We start from the raw sequence: 15036 nt of genomic DNA, 5'->3' as shown, positions 1-15036 counted from the left end.
CGTCCTCTCTCTCCCGCAAGCGGGAGAGGGCAGAAGGGTGACTAGGCGCATCGGTGCTGTACGGTGCTTGGACCGTTACAGCACATATTTGGAAAGATCGGTGTCCTTCGCAATGCCTGAAAGCTGTTTGCTGACATAATCGGCATCAATCATCAGCGTCTCCCCTTTACGATCCTCCGCCTCAAAACTGATTTCTTCGAGCAGCTTTTCCATCACTGTTTGCAAACGGCGTGCGCCGATATTTTCGACCGTGGCGTTCACATCAACCGCAATGCGCGCGATGGCATCAATGGCGTCATTTGTGAAATCGAGCGACACATCTTCGGTCGCCATCAGGGCCTTATATTGCTGCGGCAGATTTGCCCGTGTTTCGGACAGGATCCGGACAAAGTCGGCATGTTCCAATGCGCGCAGCTCGACCCGGATGGGCAGACGCCCTTGCAATTCAGGAAGCATATCGCTCGGTTTTGAAACATGAAAAGCACCTGAGGCGATGAAGAGCACATGATCGGTCTTCATCGGCCCATATTTGGTTGCGACCGTGGTGCCTTCGATTAACGGCAACAAATCGCGCTGCACACCTTCGCGACTGACCGATCCGCCGCGCACGTCAGACACTGCAATCTTGTCGATTTCATCGAGGAACACGATGCCATTGGCCTCGGCATCGGCCAGCGCAACCCGGTTCACATCGTCTTGATCAAGCCGCTTTTCAGATTCTTCTTCGACAAGCTTGGTCCAGGCGTCCGGTACCTTCATCTTTCGGCGTTTCAGATTATTCTGGCCAAAAGCTTTGCCCATCATTTCGCCCAGATTTATCATTCCGACATTTCCGCCCATGCCGGGTATTTCCATCGGCACAGCCGGGCTATCCGATACTTCAATTTCGATTTCTACATCATCCATATGCTGGTCACGGATGCGCTGACGAAACGCCTCGCGCGTTGCTTCGCTTGCCGTGTCGCCGGCAAGGGGTTTCAAGATACGATCCATGGCGGCCGCTTCGGCGGCTTCACGTACCGAGCCGCGCCGCCGTTCCTTTTCCAGCCGCACAGCTTCTTCGGCCAGGTCGCGGGCTATCTGTTCAACATCGCGGCCGACATAGCCGACCTCGGTAAATTTTGTCGCTTCGACTTTGATAAAGGGGGCATCAGCCAATTTTGCAAGCCGCCTGCTGATTTCGGTTTTACCGCAACCTGTGGGGCCGATCATCAGGATGTTTTTTGGCGTCACTTCGTCGCGCAGATCCGCGTTCAAACGCTGGCGCCGCCAACGGTTACGCAAGGCGACCGCGACCGCTTTCTTGGCATCGGCTTGACCGATAATATGCTCGTCAAGGGCAGCCACAATGGCTTTTGGGGTTAGATTCTGGTTCATTTTCTGATGGTTCCAAAAAGGTGTTTAAGCGATCGAGTCCATGACTTCGACGGTCAGCTGGTCATTGGTGTAGACGCAAATTTCGGCGGCGATTTTCATCGCATGGCGGGCCAGAGTTTCGGCATCCGCCTCATAATCGACCAGCGCGCGGGCCGCAGAAAGCGCAAAATTACCGCCCGAACCGATCGCGGCAATACCGTCATTGGGTTCAAGGACATCGCCATTGCCCGTCAGGATCAGCGTGACGTCCTTATCCGCGACGATCATCATCGCTTCCAGATTGCGGAGATATTTATCGGTGCGCCAGTCCTTGGCAAGATCGACAGCCGCGCGCATCAACTGGCCGCGATGCTGTTCCAGCTTGCGCTCAAGTCGTTCGAACAAGGTGAAGGCATCTGCCGTCGCGCCGGCAAATCCGCCAATGACCGATCCATCATGCAGTTGGCGCACCTTACGCGCATTGGGTTTCATGACGGTTTGTCCCATCGAAACCTGACCGTCACCCGCGATGACGACTTTGCCATTTTTGCGAACCGACAAAATCGTCGTTCCGTACCATGTCGTGGGATTGTTATGTGCGTGATTGTCCATGCGCCGGATATGGTGTTGCTCTTGGGGGAGTGCAAGACACAAGCGGTCTTTATCCTCCCTTAAGACGTTCCAGGAAGGATTGGATCAATCACATTGTCGCACAAAATATTCAGGACCGGCGGTTGTCCAGCTCGCGTTCCCAAGCCAGCGCGTGTTTGACGATCATGTCCAGATCATCATATTTAGGCTGCCAGCCAAAGCGGCTGATGATATTGCGATTGTCTGAAATCAGCGAGTCTGGGTCACCGGCACGGCGGCCCTCCAACTTACGGACAAGCTTGTTGTTTGTTACCCGGTCAACGGCATCAAGAACCTGCAGCACTGAATAACCATGACCATAGCCGCAGTTCAGCGTGTGGCTTGTCGCTGGATCAGCGATGAGCGCTTCCAATGCGATCACATGCGCTGCCGCAAGGTCGGCAACATGGATATAGTCGCGCACTCCGGTGCCATCTTCGGTGGCATAGTCAGTGCCATAGACGCCCACGCTGTCCCGTTTGCCAAGTACCGCCTCGACCGCAATTTTGATGAGATGGGTTGCGCCAACTGTTGATTGGCCGCTGCGTCCTTCGGGATCGGCCCCGGCCACGTTGAAGTAGCGCAACGCACAATAGTTGAAATCATGCACGGCAGCGACATCGCGCAGCATGAATTCGGTCATCAGTTTGGATGTGCCATAGGGGTTGATGGGCAGGGTCGGCATATCCTCACGCACCGGGCTTTCCTTGGGAATGCCATAGGTGGCGGCCGTTGACGAAAATATCATGTGGCGGATGCCGGCCTTGATAATCGAATCAATCAACGACCGGGTCTTTGCCGTGTTGTTGTGATAATATTTGAGTGGATTTTCGACCGATTCAGGAACGACGATCGATCCGGCGAAATGCATGACGGCATCAATGCCCTGTTCGTCGAAGATTCGCGCAACCAATGCCTCGTCGGATATGTCACCTTCATAAAAGGGTGTACCTTCGGCCACGGCCCAGCGAAACCCGGTGACCAGATTATCAATAACAACAGGCTGATGCCCTGCATCAAGCAATGCCAGAACGGCGTGGCTGCCAATATACCCGGCTCCGCCTGTGACCAGCACATTCAGCTTGTTGCTCATCTGTTGTTACTCCATTTGGGGAAAGGCTGCGGTCGGATGGCCACTAGCTAAACATCTTAAACGACAGGTAAAAAAAAGGCGACCCAAAGGCCGCCTTTTCTAAAACCAAAACCTAAAGAACTCAGGGGCTGGTTGGCGCGTCGTCGTCATTGCCAGCAGCGATAACGATACCGCCGATGACAGCAACAGCAGCCAGAACAGCGACGATAACGCCACTGCCACCGCCGAGCTTGCTTTCTTCCTTGGTTGCGGCGCCAGCGCGCTTAACCTTGGAGGCAGCAACCGCCTTTACTGAAGGCGAAAGTGATTCAGCCATTACAGGCGCGCTAACAAGTGCAGCGGCCGCAACAGCAGCGAGAGAAATCTTACCGAAACGCATTTTTGTGCTCCTTTTTTTTGCGAAGTGCATTGCACTCGGGAGCGTCACTTGCACAAAGCTCCCCCTAATTCAAGCGTTGAATTGGCAAATATCGCAGAAATGTCTCAATTTATCGGACTGTTGCATATTTCATACAGTGAAACAGCGCATAAAATTTACGATGACTGTTATCCATTCCGTAATATACTTTAGTCGCAAATAGAGGGAAACCCATGAAAATTGCCGTTCATCAAATGTGTAGCGGTATCTGCCCGACCGGAAATGTCGAAAAAATGGCCGATGCCATTTACCAAGCCGCCGCACAGGGTGCGAACATGTATTTTGCGCCGGAAATGTCGGTTTTACTTGATAGAAACCGGACCCGCGCGGCGGCCAACATCGATTTCGAATCGGACAGCCTTGCATTGATCCAGCTCACTGAAGCCGCCCGCAAATGTGGCATTTGGGTGCATATTGGATCAATGCCGGTTCAAGATGGGCAAGGCGGGAAATATGCGAACCGTTCCATCATCATTGATTCCGAAGGAAAAATTCGTGCCCGCTATGACAAAATGCACCTGTTCGATGTCGACCTTTCGACGGGCGAAACCTGGCGTGAATCAAACGCCTATAATGCTGGATCAGGACCGGTTGCGGTAAATTGCCCCTTGGGCCTTTTGGGCCTGACCATCTGTTACGATATCAGATTTCCGGATCTGTTCGCTGCTTATGCCCGATCAGCTGTGGATGTCCTTGCGCTTCCCGCGGCGTTCACCGTTCCGACCGGCGCGGCGCATTGGCATGTGCTGCTACGGGCGCGGGCGATCGAATGTCAGGCGTTTGTCATCGCCGCCGCGCAATCGGGATTGCATGAAGATGGCCGGCAAACCTACGGCCATTCGCTGGTCATCGATCCTTGGGGCGAGGTGTTGCTTGATATGGAAGACGGGGAAGGGATTGGATATGCAACGCTCGACCTCAGCCATATTGCGGAAGCCCGGCGGCAAATCCCTGTTCAGTCCAATCGGCGGGAAATCACCATGCCTGTCCAGATTTGCTGATAGCTTCATCTTGACCACCGCCCCATCGCGCACCACATGGCGCGCATGATAGTGTTCGGATCTACTTTATGGGGCAATCATCTGTGGACCGGCCTGTCGATGATGTCCGGTATAATCGTCGTCATCAGCAGCCTTGCCGACCGTCGGCGCAGCAGGCGAAAGAATATCGAGGCTGTAGGGTTCATGCCATGGACAGCAATCACGGTGTTCGCCGTGCTGTCTACCGTGATTGCGGCGGCACTCGCAATAAAGGGCGCTTAGCCGAGGCAGGCTTCCAAAAAGGGCTGGTCGAATCCGAACTGGCGCGCCTTTTCAAGGGTATATGGCCGCACGCCACCTGCGACCCATTCACCGTGGATTTTACCATCGGCGTCTTCGTCGCGATATTCGAACTTGAACAGGTCCTGCGTCACGATGACGTCGCCTTCCATCCCGATGACTTCGGTGATCTGCGTTGTACGGCGTGAGCCGTCGCGCAGACGCTTAACCTGAACGATCATATCAACCGATTCGGCAATCTGACGCGAAATGGCTTCTTTCGGAATCTTGATGTCGCCCATCAGAATCATGTTTTCCATACGACCAAGGCACTCGCGCGGATTGTTGGCGTGCAGCGTACACATGGATCCATCGTGGCCGGTATTCATGGCGGCGAGAAGGTCGAAACACTCCGCGCCACGAATTTCGCCGAGGATGATGCGGTCAGGACGCATACGCAGGGCGTTCTTCACAAGGTCACCGATGGTAATTGCGCCTTCGCCTTCCAGATTTGGCGGGCGGGTTTCAAGCGGGAGCCAGTGCGGTTGCTGCAAGCGCAATTCGGCGGCGTCTTCGATCGTCAGCACGCGCTCGCCGGGGTCGATCATTTTCGACAGGGCGTTGAGCATGGTTGTCTTACCCGAACCTGTACCGCCGGAGATAACGATGTTCATCCGCGAGGCGCCGGCGATTTTCAGCGCGGTCGCCATCGGTTCCGACATGGAACCGAAGCCTTTGAGCATATCAATGGTGATCGGCTTTTCGGAAAACTTACGAATCGAGATGGCCGTGCCGCGCAATGAGAGCGGCGGCACGATGACGTTTACGCGGCTGCCATCTTTCAAACGGGCGTCGGCAAGTGGCGTCGTCTGGTCGACACGGCGGCCGACCTGGTTGACGATGCGCTGGGCGATCTGGAACAGATGCTCCTCATCGCGAAACTGGATTGGCGCAATCTGCAGCTTGCCCTTTTTTTCGATGTAGGTCTGCAGCGGGCCGTTGACCATGATATCGGAAATATCTGGGTCGCCGAGCAATTCTTCGAGCGGACCAAAGCCGAGCAGTTCGTCCACCAGCACTTTTTCAAGCGCAAATTGTTCACGCCGGTTCAGCGTCAACTTCAACTCCGCCAGAACTTCCAGGATGATCGGTCGGAATTCTTCGGTCAGTTCTTCCTTGTTCAGCGACGCAGCCGCTTCGGGGTCGACGCGTTCCAAAAGGCGCGGGAGCACCTGCTCCTTGATCTTGTGGACCGACGCTTCAAAGCCTTGTGGGCCTTCATCAACCGCCGCGACCGAGCTTGCCCGTTCGGACAGGCGCGACATGGCGTCCTGCATCGGCGTTTGTGGAGTTGGCACATTGCCGGGCAAATCCACCGAATGGAGAGGCGGAAACTGGTCACCGCCTTCGGGCAATTGCGGGTCGGGTTGTGGGAAGGGCGATGGTTGCGGCGTGTGATTCGGCTGTGAAGAACCACCGCCGGTCATGGGCCGCGCGACGCCAAAGGATGGGCGTCCCGGTGTTAGGCCTGGTTTCTTGCCAAATGCACTCACAGCTTTTCCGCTCCGATTATTCCAGTTGCAACGTAAATGGTTGCTACCTGCAAATGGTGAATAAAACGGTAATGCTATCATTTTAGCATCTGTGTAGAGAGCTATTCATAGCTCTTTCTATCAGGCGCATCGAGCCGTAAGGCTTTGGCAGATTCAGGGAATTTTCAGTGCATAATCAATCGGCCCGATCAGGCCTCTTATTCGCCTTATGCGGTTTTGCGCTGTTGTCATGCGGTGACGCCGTGATCAAATCCATCGCCGGGGCTTGGCCCGGAACGGCGGTCGCCGCGCTGCGTTATTCGGTCGGTGCGACGGGGCTTGGAGTGTTCCTGTTGCTAAAGGAAGGAAAGCGCGGCTTTGCCTTACCAAATCCGCCTATTCAACTGATGCGCGGCGCTGCTGTCGCTGCCGCAACTATCCTGTTCTTCTCGTCGATCTTCCTCATGCCCTTGGCTGAAGCGACGGCCATCGGATTTACCACGCCGATGATTACCGCACTGCTGAGCGCGTTTTTCCTGAAAGAGCGCACGGGCAAAGCCACATGGATCGCGTCGCTTGTCGCCTTTTCCGGTGTGCTCATCATCTTGCGGCCCAATGTGGCAGCATTGGGCTGGGTCGCGCTCATGCCGCTCGCCGCGGCCATGTGCATGTCGCTGATGATGATGGGAAACCGCGCGGTTGCGGGAAAAGGATCGCCCTTGTTGATGCAATTCCTCGTCGCGTCGATTGCCGTTCCTTTTGTCGTCAGCGCCGCCGTAATCGGCCATTTTTCGGGCTTTGCACCGCTTCATGTCGGCGTACCTGACTGGACGATTATAGCGCGGGCATGCATCGTTGCGGTATCTGCCAGCTTTGCACATTGGCTTATTTTTATGGGCACCACGCGCGCATCGGCAGCCGAAATTGCGCCGATGACTTATGTGCAATTGCTGATCGCCATGGCGCTGGGCATTTTGCTGTTCGGTGACTGGCCCGACCTGACGTCGCTATTGGGGTCGGCTATCATCATCGGCGCAGGGTTGTTCTTATGGCATCAAAAGCCTGCCGCACGGTAAACGAACATGGCGCAGTTTACGCTGCCGCGACCCACAAATACCCGGCAACCGCTATGCCGGACAATATTGTCCTGACCCTGTGCAACCGGTTCCACCGTTCCAACATAGCGCGTGTTTCCGGTCCTGCTTGATCCAAAGAGATGGCGTTCAGCCGGTTATTGAGGGGCAGGATTCCGAACAGGGTATAAGGCCAGTTTGCGATCATAAGCACGGCGCCGATGGCCCAGTGCCAGTTTCCCGTAAACCAGGCCGAAGCAAATCCGGCCAAGCCGCTCAAAACCGCCAGCCCGCCTTGCAGGTTAAAGGCGCGGGCGTAGCTTGGGGACCATTGCGCCAATGCATTTCTGTCATCAAGCAGCATCCTTGCCGGGTGTTCGGCAACATTGATGTAAAGCGCTGCGCCAAAAAAGGCGGCAGCGAAGGTGAGCGCAATTAGGCCTGTGAGCATGGAAGTCCTCCCACGCCCAATATGTCAGAAACTGCGCCCATAGGCAAAAAGATGCTTAAACCGCCTCGACCACCTGTTCGGCCAAGATCGTCAGGCCCTTTTCATTCACTTCGGCAAAACCGCCTGCGATGGTTAGCTTTTCAGGGGTGGCACCCTGCGTTGCATAGATGTCGAGTGTCGCATCATTTCGCAAGGTGCTCATTATCGGGCTATGCCCCTCCAGCACGCCGAAGTCACCTTCGCTGCCGGGCACAACGACCATATAGACATCGTCAGAACGGCAGAGCTTTTCAGGGGTTACGAGTTCGAAATGTAGTGGCATGTTCTTCTTTCAATCCTGTTTAAGTTACTTTAATAACGGATTATTGGTAACCAACAACCGATCGAGAAGCGTTTCATAGTATTTTCTAGAGAAACGAGGACTATCTGTAGAAGATTTTCCCCTGCTCGCAAACTGAACCAATATTAGACTGTCGTTGCGCTTAATAGTTTGTGCAATTGCAATTTCACCAGCTTGATTTGCGCTGATAACAGATCGATCCGTGCACCCGAAAACAACGCGGTGAGAAGTTGCTCCGTCTACTTCTATAGAACCCAGATCTTCAAAAATTTTGGTTTCTGGGCAATTTTCACCTACTTTTTTTGCTAAGCGGATTGCGAAATCACTAGCCGTGGTTGAATTTAACCTTTCTCCGCGGAATGCTTGAATTGTAAGCATTTCAGTCCAATTTTCTTTAACATCCTCTCCATACGGAATGAACTCGAGCATGAACATTTCTTGAGACTTCGCCTGATAAACAGGTACGAATTCCTTTGGGTAGGAATAGCTCAGAACATTTGAATATAAATTTATAACGGATTGAACTTCTGGATCGCTGGAACTTTTAACACTTTCGTGCAGTTGCTTCTGCTGTTCCTCCGACACATATATTTCTTGCGAGGCTACGACGCTTGGCAAGCCAAGTAAGAAAATTGCTAACCCGAGATTTAGCCAAGCGCGCATTCGAGCTTCCCTCACCAGTCACACGGCGATCAATTAAGCCGCCTCTGCCGCCAATTTGGCGGCCTTGGCAACTGCTTCCTCAATGCCGCCGACCATGTAGAAGGCTGCTTCTGGAAGATGGTCGTACTCGCCGTCGACGACTGCCTTGAACGACTTCACGGTGTCTTCGACCTGCACGAACTTGCCCGAAATGCCGGTGAAGACTTCGGCGACGTGGAAAGGCTGCGACAGGAAGCGCTGGATCTTGCGGGCGCGGGTCACGGTCAATTTGTCATCTTCCGACAGCTCGTCCATGCCCAAAATCGCGATAATATCCTGCAGCGACTTGTACTTCTGCAGCGTTTCCTGAACGCGGCGGGCGGTGTCATAATGCTCCTGACCGACAACGGCAGGGGTCAGAACGCGGCTGACCGAGTCAAGCGGGTCAACAGCGGGGTAGATGCCGAGTTCCGAAATCGCACGGTTCAGCGTGGTCGTTGCGTCCAAGTGGGCAAAGGACGTTGCTGGTGCAGGGTCGGTCAAGTCATCTGCGGGAACGTAAATGGCCTGAACCGAGGTAATCGAACCCTTGGTGGTCGAGGTAATGCGTTCCTGCAACTGGCCCATGTCGGTCGCCAGTGTCGGCTGGTAACCCACAGCCGAAGGAATACGACCGAGAAGTGCGGACACTTCGGACCCTGCCTGCGTGAAGCGGAAGATGTTGTCGACGAAGAACAGAACGTCCTGGCCTTCTTCATCGCGGAAATATTCCGCCATCGTCAGACCCGAAAGCGCCACACGTGCACGCGCACCGGGAGGTTCGTTCATCTGGCCGAACACCAGAGCAACCTTCGAGCCTTCTGGGGTCGGGTTACCGTCGGCGTCCTTGGCGATAACGCCAGCGTCGAGGAATTCGTGGTAAAGGTCGTTCCCTTCGCGGGTGCGTTCACCGACGCCCGCGAACACCGAAACGCCGCCATGGCCTTTCGCGATGTTGTTGATCAGTTCCTGAATAAGAACGGTCTTGCCAACGCCAGCGCCGCCGAACAGACCGATCTTGCCGCCCTTTGCATATGGTGCGAGCAAGTCGATAACCTTAATGCCGGTGACGAGAATTTCTGCCTCGGTCGACTGGTCGGTGAACAGAGGTGCTTCTGCGTGAATGGGGTTCGACTTTGCAGCGCCTACGGGGCCACGCTCGTCGATCGGCTCACCGATCACGTTCATGATGCGGCCTAGGGTCATGGGGCCAACGGGCACCGAAATCTGTGCACCGGTGTCGCGAACGGGCTGACCACGGGTCAAACCTTCGGTTGCGTCCATAGCAATGGTGCGAACGGTGTTTTCGCCAAGATGCTGCGCGACTTCGAGAACGAGGCGGTTGCCATTGTTATCGGTTTCAAGCGCCGAAAGAATGGCGGGCAAAGTACCGGTGAAGGACACGTCAACAACAGCGCCGATGACCTGCGAAATGCGGCCGGTTGCGCCCACGACGTTGGTCTTGGTCTGGCCTGAGCCAGCCTTGGGGGCTGGGGCCTTGCTTGCAGCCTTCGGTGCAGCAGCTTTCTTTACGGGTGCCTTAGTGGCGGCTGCCTTTGGTGCAGCGGCGGCCTTGGGAGCGGCGGTTTTCTTCGGGGCGGTTGCCATTTGCTTCTTCCTTGCCTTGGGATGTCGTTAGAGCGCTTCTGCGCCCGCGATGATTTCAATAAGTTCGGTGGTAATCGCTGCCTGACGGGTCCGGTTATACTGGATCGTCAGCTTGTTGATCATGTCGCCAGCGTTGCGCGTGGCGTTGTCCATTGCGGTCATCTTGGAACCCTGTTCCGATGCCGCATTTTCGCGGTTGGCGCGCAGCAACTGAACCGACACGTTGCGTGGCAGCAGGTCGGCGAGGATTTCTTCCTCGTCGGGTTCATATTCGACCGATGCGCCGACGCTTGGCACGCTGCCATCGGTCGCGACCGCAACCGGCATCAACTGGATGGCGGTCGGCTCCTGCGTCAACACAGTGACGAATTTCGAAAACAGCAAATGCGCGACGTCAAACTCGCCCGCCTCGAAACGCGCGGTCAGGTCTTCGCCCCAGCCTTGCACATCGGTAAAGCTGAGTTTGCCGAGATCTCCGGGTTCAATGCTGTGGATGATGTCGTTGCGGAAGGTCCGAGCGAGCTGGTCCTTGCCCTTCTTGCCGATGGTGTAGAATTTGACGGTCTTGCCAGCGGCACGAAGCTCTTCGGCCTTTTTGCGGGCCAGACGGACGATGTTGGTGTTGAACGCACCGGCCAGACCTTTGTCCGAGGTCGCGACTACGAGCAAATGGACATCGTCCTTACCGGTGCCTGCCAGTAATCTTGGCGATTGCGGACCGACGGTGACCTTCGATGCGATGCTGGAAACCACGGCTTCGAGTCGTTCCGCATAGGGCCGCGATGCCTGCGCCGCTTCCGTCGCACGGCGCAGCTTGGCAGCGGCGACCATCTTCATCGCCTTGGTGATCTTCTGGGTCGACTTGACCGAGTTGATCCGCATTTTGAGGGCCTTAAGAGACGCCATCTATTTTTTCCTCTGCCGTCACCCTGAACTTGTTTCAGGGCCTTAATTAAGATGCTGAAACAAGTTCAGCATGACGGGTGTGTGTGTTTGGTTCTGACGGGTGTGTCTGCTCCGTTTCCGGTCGATTACGCGAAGTTTTTCGTGAACTTGTCGAGTGCAGCAACAAGCGCCTTCTTGCTGTCGTCGCTGAAGTCGCGGCTGTCGCGGATGCCTTTCAGGACATCTGCGTGGTTGGCGCGCAGGTCGGCGAGCATGGCTTCTTCATAGCGGGTGACGTCGGTCACCGCGATGCTGTCGAGATAGCCGTTGGTGCCAGCAAAGATCGACGCGGTCTGCTCTTCGAAGGGAAGCGGGCTGAACTGCTTCTGCTTCAGCAGTTCGGTCAAACGCGCACCACGGTTCAGAAGCTTCTGGGTCGAGGCGTCAAGGTCCGAACCGAACTGCGCGAAGGCAGCCATTTCGCGATACTGCGCGAGTTCCAGCTTGATCGAACCCGACACCTTCTTCATCGCCTTGGTCTGTGCGGCCGAACCAACGCGGCTGACCGAGAGGCCGACGTTAATTGCAGGACGGATGCCCTGGAAGAACAGGTCGGTTTCGAGGAAGATCTGGCCGTCGGTGATCGAAATCACGTTGGTCGGAATGTAAGCCGACACGTCGCCGGCCTGCGTTTCGATGATCGGCAATGCGGTCAGCGAACCGCCGCCATTGGCGTCGGACATCTTTGCGGCGCGCTCAAGCAAGCGGCTGTGCAGATAGAAAACGTCGCCGGGATAGGCTTCACGGCCGGGAGGACGACGCAGCAGCAACGACATCTGGCGATAGGCAACGGCCTGCTTCGACAAATCGTCATAGACGATGACGGCGTGCATGCCATTGTCACGGAAATATTCGCCCATCGCGACGCCGGTGTAAGGCGCGAGATATTGCAGCGGGGCAGGCTCGGATGCGGTTGCAGCGACAACGATCGAATATTCCATCGCGCCTTGTTCTTCCAACGCGCGGACGATCTGCGCCACGGTTGAACGCTTCTGGCCGACGGCGACGTAGATGCAATACAGCTTCTTCGATTCGTCGGTGCCCTTGTTGACTTCCTTCTGGTTGATGAAGGTGTCGATGGCGACCGCCGTTTTACCCGTTTGCCGGTCACCGATGATCAGCTCGCGCTGGCCACGGCCAACAGGGACGAGAGCGTCGAGCGCCTTGAGGCCGGTCTGGACAGGTTCCGAAACCGACTGGCGCGGGATGATGCCGGGGGCCTTGACTTCAACGCGGCTGCGCTGGGTCGTTTTGAGTGGGCCCTTGCCGTCGATTGGGTTGCCGAGGCCATCTACAACGCGACCGAGCAGTTCCTTGCCGACAGGAACGTCCACAATGGTGCCGGTCCGCTTTACAACGTCGCCTTCGCGGATTTCGCTATCTGTGCCGAAAATAACAACACCGACATTGTCCGCTTCGAGGTTCAGGGCCATGCCCTGAATGCCGTTGGCAAACTCGACCATCTCACCAGCCTGCACATTGTCGAGCCCGTGGATACGGGCGATACCGTCACCGACCGACAGCACGCTGCCGACTTCCGAAACCTGGGCTTCGGTGCCGAAATTGGCGATCTGGTCCTTGATGACCTTTGAGATTTCTGCGGCACGGATATCCATGATCTGTACTTAGCCTTTCATCGCAGCTGCGAGGGTGTTGAGACGGGTTTTGATTGAATTGTCGATCATCTGGCTGCCGATACGGACAGTCAGGCCACCCAAAAGGGAGGGATCGACCTTGGTTTGAATGGCAACGTCGCTTCCGACGCGGGCCTTGAGCTTTGCCGATAGCGACTTTGCTTGCGCCGCGCTTAGAGCATGGGCCGAGGTAACCTCTGCGGTCACTTCACCGCGATGCGATGCAGCCAGTGCCGAAAAGGCGCGCGCAACGGCAACGGTTTCGCCGAGCCGACGGTTATCGGCGAGAACGCCTAACGTCTTTGCCGACAGCGGATCCAGCTTCATCGCCTTGGCGACGGCCGCGATCGCCTTTTTGGCATCGGCGCGGGTCAGAACAGGGTTGGTGGTCAGCGCCTTTAAATCTCCCGATTCGCCGACGGCATTTGCCACTGCCGACATGCTTTTTTCGACAGCATCAATGGCCTTTGAATCGCGCGCCAGCTCAAACAGTGCCGTCGCGTAACGGCCAGCTAAACTGGCTTGAATATTAGCGATTGTGCCGCCGGAATTATCCACGCGTAAAAGTCCTCGAATGTGAGACTGAGAATATGTGCTGACCGGGCAGAAAGGTCACCCTTTCACTGAAGTCGACGCGCGCCTAGCAGGGGTTTTGTTGCGATGCAAGATGGGGATTTCCAGAAACTCCCTGTTGTCAGCGCCTTTCCATAGGTCACCCTCTTTTCAAGGGTATGCCCAACGCGCAATGTAGGGGGAGAAGAGGAGCACCATATGGGCAAAATGATTCGCATGACGATGGACGACGGCGCTGAAATCGCTGTCTATCATGCCGAACCGGAAGGCGAGCGCCGCGGCGGTTTGGTTCTGGTGCAGGAGATTTTCGGCGTCACCGACCACATCCGCGAGTTGTGCGATGAATATGCGGCGGATGGATATGAAGTGCTTTCGCCATCAATATTCGACCGCGAACATCCCGGATTTGAAGCGGAATATACCGGCCCCGACTTTGAACGAGCTGTTCAACTCGCACGTGAACTGCATCCCTTTGTGAAAAGCCTGGACGATGCGAAGGTCTGCATTGACGCGCTGAAGGACACAGGGCCGGTATTCATCACTGGCTATTGTTATGGCGGTTCCGTCGCCTGGGCGATGGCAGGGATTAGCGAAGATCTGGCCGCCGCATCCTGCTATTATGGCAGCCTGATCCCAACGCTTTACGCCGACAAGGCACCGAAATGCGCCACCATTGCACATTTCGGCCGTTTCGATCAGGGCATTCCTATGGAGGGGGTCGAAGCGCTGATCGCCAAAGACCATCCGACCGCGCAGATTTTTGTCTATGACGCAAATCACGGTTTCAATTCCGACCGGCGAAAGGATTATCACGAACCGAGCGCTGATCTGGCCCGCGAACGGACATTGGCCCTGTTTAGGGCCTGTGGCGGCTAATCTGCTTTGAACGCAAGTTTCGGGAAGCCGTCGTCGAATGCGGCATCTATTCTGGGATCCAACAAACAAGGAGCCGGAATATGAGCTATCGAATTACAGGTTTGGACCGTGAGCCCTTCGCGGAATTGTTCGACATGAATGATGCGGCGCTAGCCGAAAGAGGCGCGTTACGCGTGACCGCCGCTGCCGATAAGGGCTGGCCGTGCCGGGTCAGTCTGGAGGATGCCAAGGCAGGCGAGGAGTTGATATTGCTCAACCATCTTAGCCATGATGTGGCGACACCTTATAAGTCGGCCTATGCCATATATGTTCGCAAGGCAGCCGAAAAGGCTGCTGAATTTAGCGATGAAACGCCTCCGGTATTCGAAGGTCGTCCGATGGCTTTCCGGGCGTTTGATAGCGATGGAATGCTTCGCAATGCCGCTCTTGCATTGCCCGGGCAGGCAGATGAAAAAATCAGGGAGCTTTTCGCCCAAGATGAAATCGCTTACATTCACGCGCATAATGCCGCGCATGGCTGCTTTTCGGCGCGGATCGAGAGGGTTTGAGGATGGAAGAATTTCTGAA

Annotated in this window: 17 protein-coding genes; 5 read left to right on the top strand and 12 right to left on the bottom strand. The window is 55.7% G+C overall.

Features of this window, described 5'->3' with window-relative positions; translation table 11 throughout:
- Window positions 1-75: 75 nt before the first annotated feature.
- The 4 genes from hslU to EUU23_RS07505 all read right to left on the bottom strand — a co-directional run bounded on the left by hslU (window position 76) and on the right by EUU23_RS07505 (window position 3458).
- Complete coding sequence (hslU, locus tag EUU23_RS07520; protein ID WP_160353410.1) at window positions 76-1377, bottom strand: ATP-dependent protease ATPase subunit HslU; 1302 nt, start codon at window positions 1375-1377, stop codon at window positions 76-78.
- 24 nt (window positions 1378-1401) lie between these two features.
- The gene (hslV, locus tag EUU23_RS07515; RefSeq protein ID WP_160353409.1) at window positions 1402-1968 is read right to left on the bottom strand and encodes an ATP-dependent protease subunit HslV; all 567 of its coding nucleotides are present in this window, start codon (window positions 1966-1968) and stop codon (window positions 1402-1404) included.
- A 109-nt stretch (window positions 1969-2077) separates the two neighbouring features.
- Complete coding sequence (gene galE, locus EUU23_RS07510) at window positions 2078-3079, bottom strand: UDP-glucose 4-epimerase GalE (protein WP_160353408.1); 1002 nt, start codon at window positions 3077-3079, stop codon at window positions 2078-2080.
- 121 nt (window positions 3080-3200) lie between these two features.
- Window positions 3201-3458 carry a hypothetical protein gene (locus EUU23_RS07505; RefSeq protein WP_160353407.1) on the bottom strand — a complete coding sequence of 86 codons (258 nt, stop codon included), beginning with the start codon at window positions 3456-3458 and terminating at the stop codon, window positions 3201-3203.
- A 212-nt stretch (window positions 3459-3670) separates the two neighbouring features.
- On the opposite strand from EUU23_RS07505, the gene EUU23_RS07500 reads away from it, so the two are divergent.
- On the top strand, window positions 3671-4498 hold the full coding sequence (locus tag EUU23_RS07500) for a carbon-nitrogen hydrolase family protein (protein ID WP_160353406.1): 828 nt from the start codon (window positions 3671-3673) through the stop codon (window positions 4496-4498).
- A 36-nt stretch (window positions 4499-4534) separates the two neighbouring features.
- A complete protein-coding gene (locus EUU23_RS13965; RefSeq protein WP_179956493.1) occupies window positions 4535-4759 on the top strand; it encodes a hypothetical protein in 225 nt (74 codons plus the stop codon).
- Here the strand turns inward: EUU23_RS13965 and EUU23_RS07495 are convergent.
- Window positions 4756-6309 carry an ATPase, T2SS/T4P/T4SS family gene (locus EUU23_RS07495; protein ID WP_160353405.1) on the bottom strand — a complete coding sequence of 518 codons (1554 nt, stop codon included), beginning with the start codon at window positions 6307-6309 and terminating at the stop codon, window positions 4756-4758. The genes EUU23_RS13965 and EUU23_RS07495 overlap by 4 nt on opposite strands.
- 167 nt (window positions 6310-6476) lie before the next feature.
- Here EUU23_RS07495 and EUU23_RS14345 point away from each other — a divergent pair, with 167 nt between their 5' ends.
- Entirely contained in the window at window positions 6477-7364 is an 888-nt protein-coding gene (locus EUU23_RS14345) for an EamA family transporter (protein WP_160353404.1), read from the top strand.
- A gap of 16 nt (window positions 7365-7380) precedes the next feature.
- Here the strand turns inward: EUU23_RS14345 and EUU23_RS07485 are convergent, their stop codons facing one another.
- The 7 genes from EUU23_RS07485 to EUU23_RS07455 form a co-directional block, all read right to left on the bottom strand.
- Window positions 7381-7812, bottom strand: coding sequence for an anthrone oxygenase family protein (locus EUU23_RS07485; protein WP_160353403.1), 432 nt, complete (start codon window positions 7810-7812; stop codon window positions 7381-7383).
- 55 nt (window positions 7813-7867) lie between these two features.
- Complete coding sequence (locus tag EUU23_RS07480; protein ID WP_160353402.1) at window positions 7868-8134, bottom strand: ATP synthase F1 subunit epsilon; 267 nt, start codon at window positions 8132-8134, stop codon at window positions 7868-7870.
- Window positions 8135-8158: 24 nt separating this feature from the next.
- On the bottom strand, window positions 8159-8815 hold the full coding sequence (locus tag EUU23_RS07475) for a hypothetical protein (protein WP_160353401.1): 657 nt from the start codon (window positions 8813-8815) through the stop codon (window positions 8159-8161).
- 33 nt (window positions 8816-8848) lie between these two features.
- Window positions 8849-10441, bottom strand: coding sequence for a F0F1 ATP synthase subunit beta (gene atpD / locus EUU23_RS07470; RefSeq protein ID WP_246156164.1), 1593 nt, complete (start codon window positions 10439-10441; stop codon window positions 8849-8851).
- Between the two features lie 27 nt (window positions 10442-10468).
- Window positions 10469-11323, bottom strand: coding sequence for a F0F1 ATP synthase subunit gamma (locus EUU23_RS07465; protein WP_425505105.1), 855 nt, complete (start codon window positions 11321-11323; stop codon window positions 10469-10471).
- Window positions 11324-11472: 149 nt separating this feature from the next.
- Entirely contained in the window at window positions 11473-13002 is a 1530-nt protein-coding gene (atpA, locus tag EUU23_RS07460; protein ID WP_160353399.1) for a F0F1 ATP synthase subunit alpha, read from the bottom strand.
- A 9-nt stretch (window positions 13003-13011) separates the two neighbouring features.
- Complete coding sequence (locus tag EUU23_RS07455; RefSeq protein WP_160353398.1) at window positions 13012-13578, bottom strand: F0F1 ATP synthase subunit delta; 567 nt, start codon at window positions 13576-13578, stop codon at window positions 13012-13014.
- 213 nt (window positions 13579-13791) lie between these two features.
- Here EUU23_RS07455 and EUU23_RS07450 point away from each other — a divergent pair, with 213 nt between their 5' ends.
- Together EUU23_RS07450 and EUU23_RS07445 are read left to right on the top strand one after the other, a co-directional pair.
- Window positions 13792-14469 (top strand): dienelactone hydrolase family protein, encoded by a 678-nt coding sequence (locus EUU23_RS07450; protein ID WP_160353397.1) that lies wholly within the window; start codon window positions 13792-13794, stop codon window positions 14467-14469.
- 80 nt (window positions 14470-14549) lie between these two features.
- On the top strand, window positions 14550-15017 hold the full coding sequence (locus EUU23_RS07445) for a DUF1203 domain-containing protein (protein WP_160353396.1): 468 nt from the start codon (window positions 14550-14552) through the stop codon (window positions 15015-15017).
- Window positions 15018-15036: the final 19 nt, after the last annotated feature.

Origin of the sequence: Sphingorhabdus profundilacus (assembly GCF_009769755.1) — a bacterium.
Taxonomy (GTDB): Bacteria; Pseudomonadota; Alphaproteobacteria; order Sphingomonadales; family Sphingomonadaceae; genus Sphingorhabdus_B; species Sphingorhabdus_B profundilacus.
The sequence above is the reverse complement of the archived record's forward strand: the minus strand, read 5'-3'. Positions and strand labels throughout refer to the sequence as shown.

What these genes read in the sequence shown, in the direction of transcription:
- hslU (WP_160353410.1), bottom strand. Translation starts at nt 1,377, where the DNA reads ATGAACCAGAATCTAACCCCAAAAGCCATTGTGGCTGCCCTTGACGAG.
- hslV (WP_160353409.1), bottom strand. Translation starts at nt 1,968, where the DNA reads ATGGACAATCACGCACATAACAATCCCACGACATGGTACGGAACGACG.
- galE (WP_160353408.1), bottom strand. Translation starts at nt 3,079, where the DNA reads ATGAGCAACAAGCTGAATGTGCTGGTCACAGGCGGAGCCGGGTATATT.
- EUU23_RS07505 (WP_160353407.1), bottom strand. Translation starts at nt 3,458, where the DNA reads ATGCGTTTCGGTAAGATTTCTCTCGCTGCTGTTGCGGCCGCTGCACTT.
- EUU23_RS07500 (WP_160353406.1), top strand. Translation starts at nt 3,671, where the DNA reads ATGAAAATTGCCGTTCATCAAATGTGTAGCGGTATCTGCCCGACCGGA.
- EUU23_RS13965 (WP_179956493.1), top strand. Translation starts at nt 4,535, where the DNA reads ATGGCGCGCATGATAGTGTTCGGATCTACTTTATGGGGCAATCATCTG.
- EUU23_RS07485 (WP_160353403.1), bottom strand. Translation starts at nt 7,812, where the DNA reads ATGCTCACAGGCCTAATTGCGCTCACCTTCGCTGCCGCCTTTTTTGGC.
- EUU23_RS07480 (WP_160353402.1), bottom strand. Translation starts at nt 8,134, where the DNA reads ATGCCACTACATTTCGAACTCGTAACCCCTGAAAAGCTCTGCCGTTCT.
- EUU23_RS07475 (WP_160353401.1), bottom strand. Translation starts at nt 8,815, where the DNA reads ATGCGCGCTTGGCTAAATCTCGGGTTAGCAATTTTCTTACTTGGCTTG.
- atpD (WP_246156164.1), bottom strand. Translation starts at nt 10,441, where the DNA reads ATGGCAACCGCCCCGAAGAAAACCGCCGCTCCCAAGGCCGCCGCTGCA.
- EUU23_RS07465 (WP_425505105.1), bottom strand. Translation starts at nt 11,323, where the DNA reads ATGCGGATCAACTCGGTCAAGTCGACCCAGAAGATCACCAAGGCGATG.
- atpA (WP_160353399.1), bottom strand. Translation starts at nt 13,002, where the DNA reads ATGGATATCCGTGCCGCAGAAATCTCAAAGGTCATCAAGGACCAGATC.
- EUU23_RS07450 (WP_160353397.1), top strand. Translation starts at nt 13,792, where the DNA reads ATGGGCAAAATGATTCGCATGACGATGGACGACGGCGCTGAAATCGCT.
- EUU23_RS07445 (WP_160353396.1), top strand. Translation starts at nt 14,550, where the DNA reads ATGAGCTATCGAATTACAGGTTTGGACCGTGAGCCCTTCGCGGAATTG.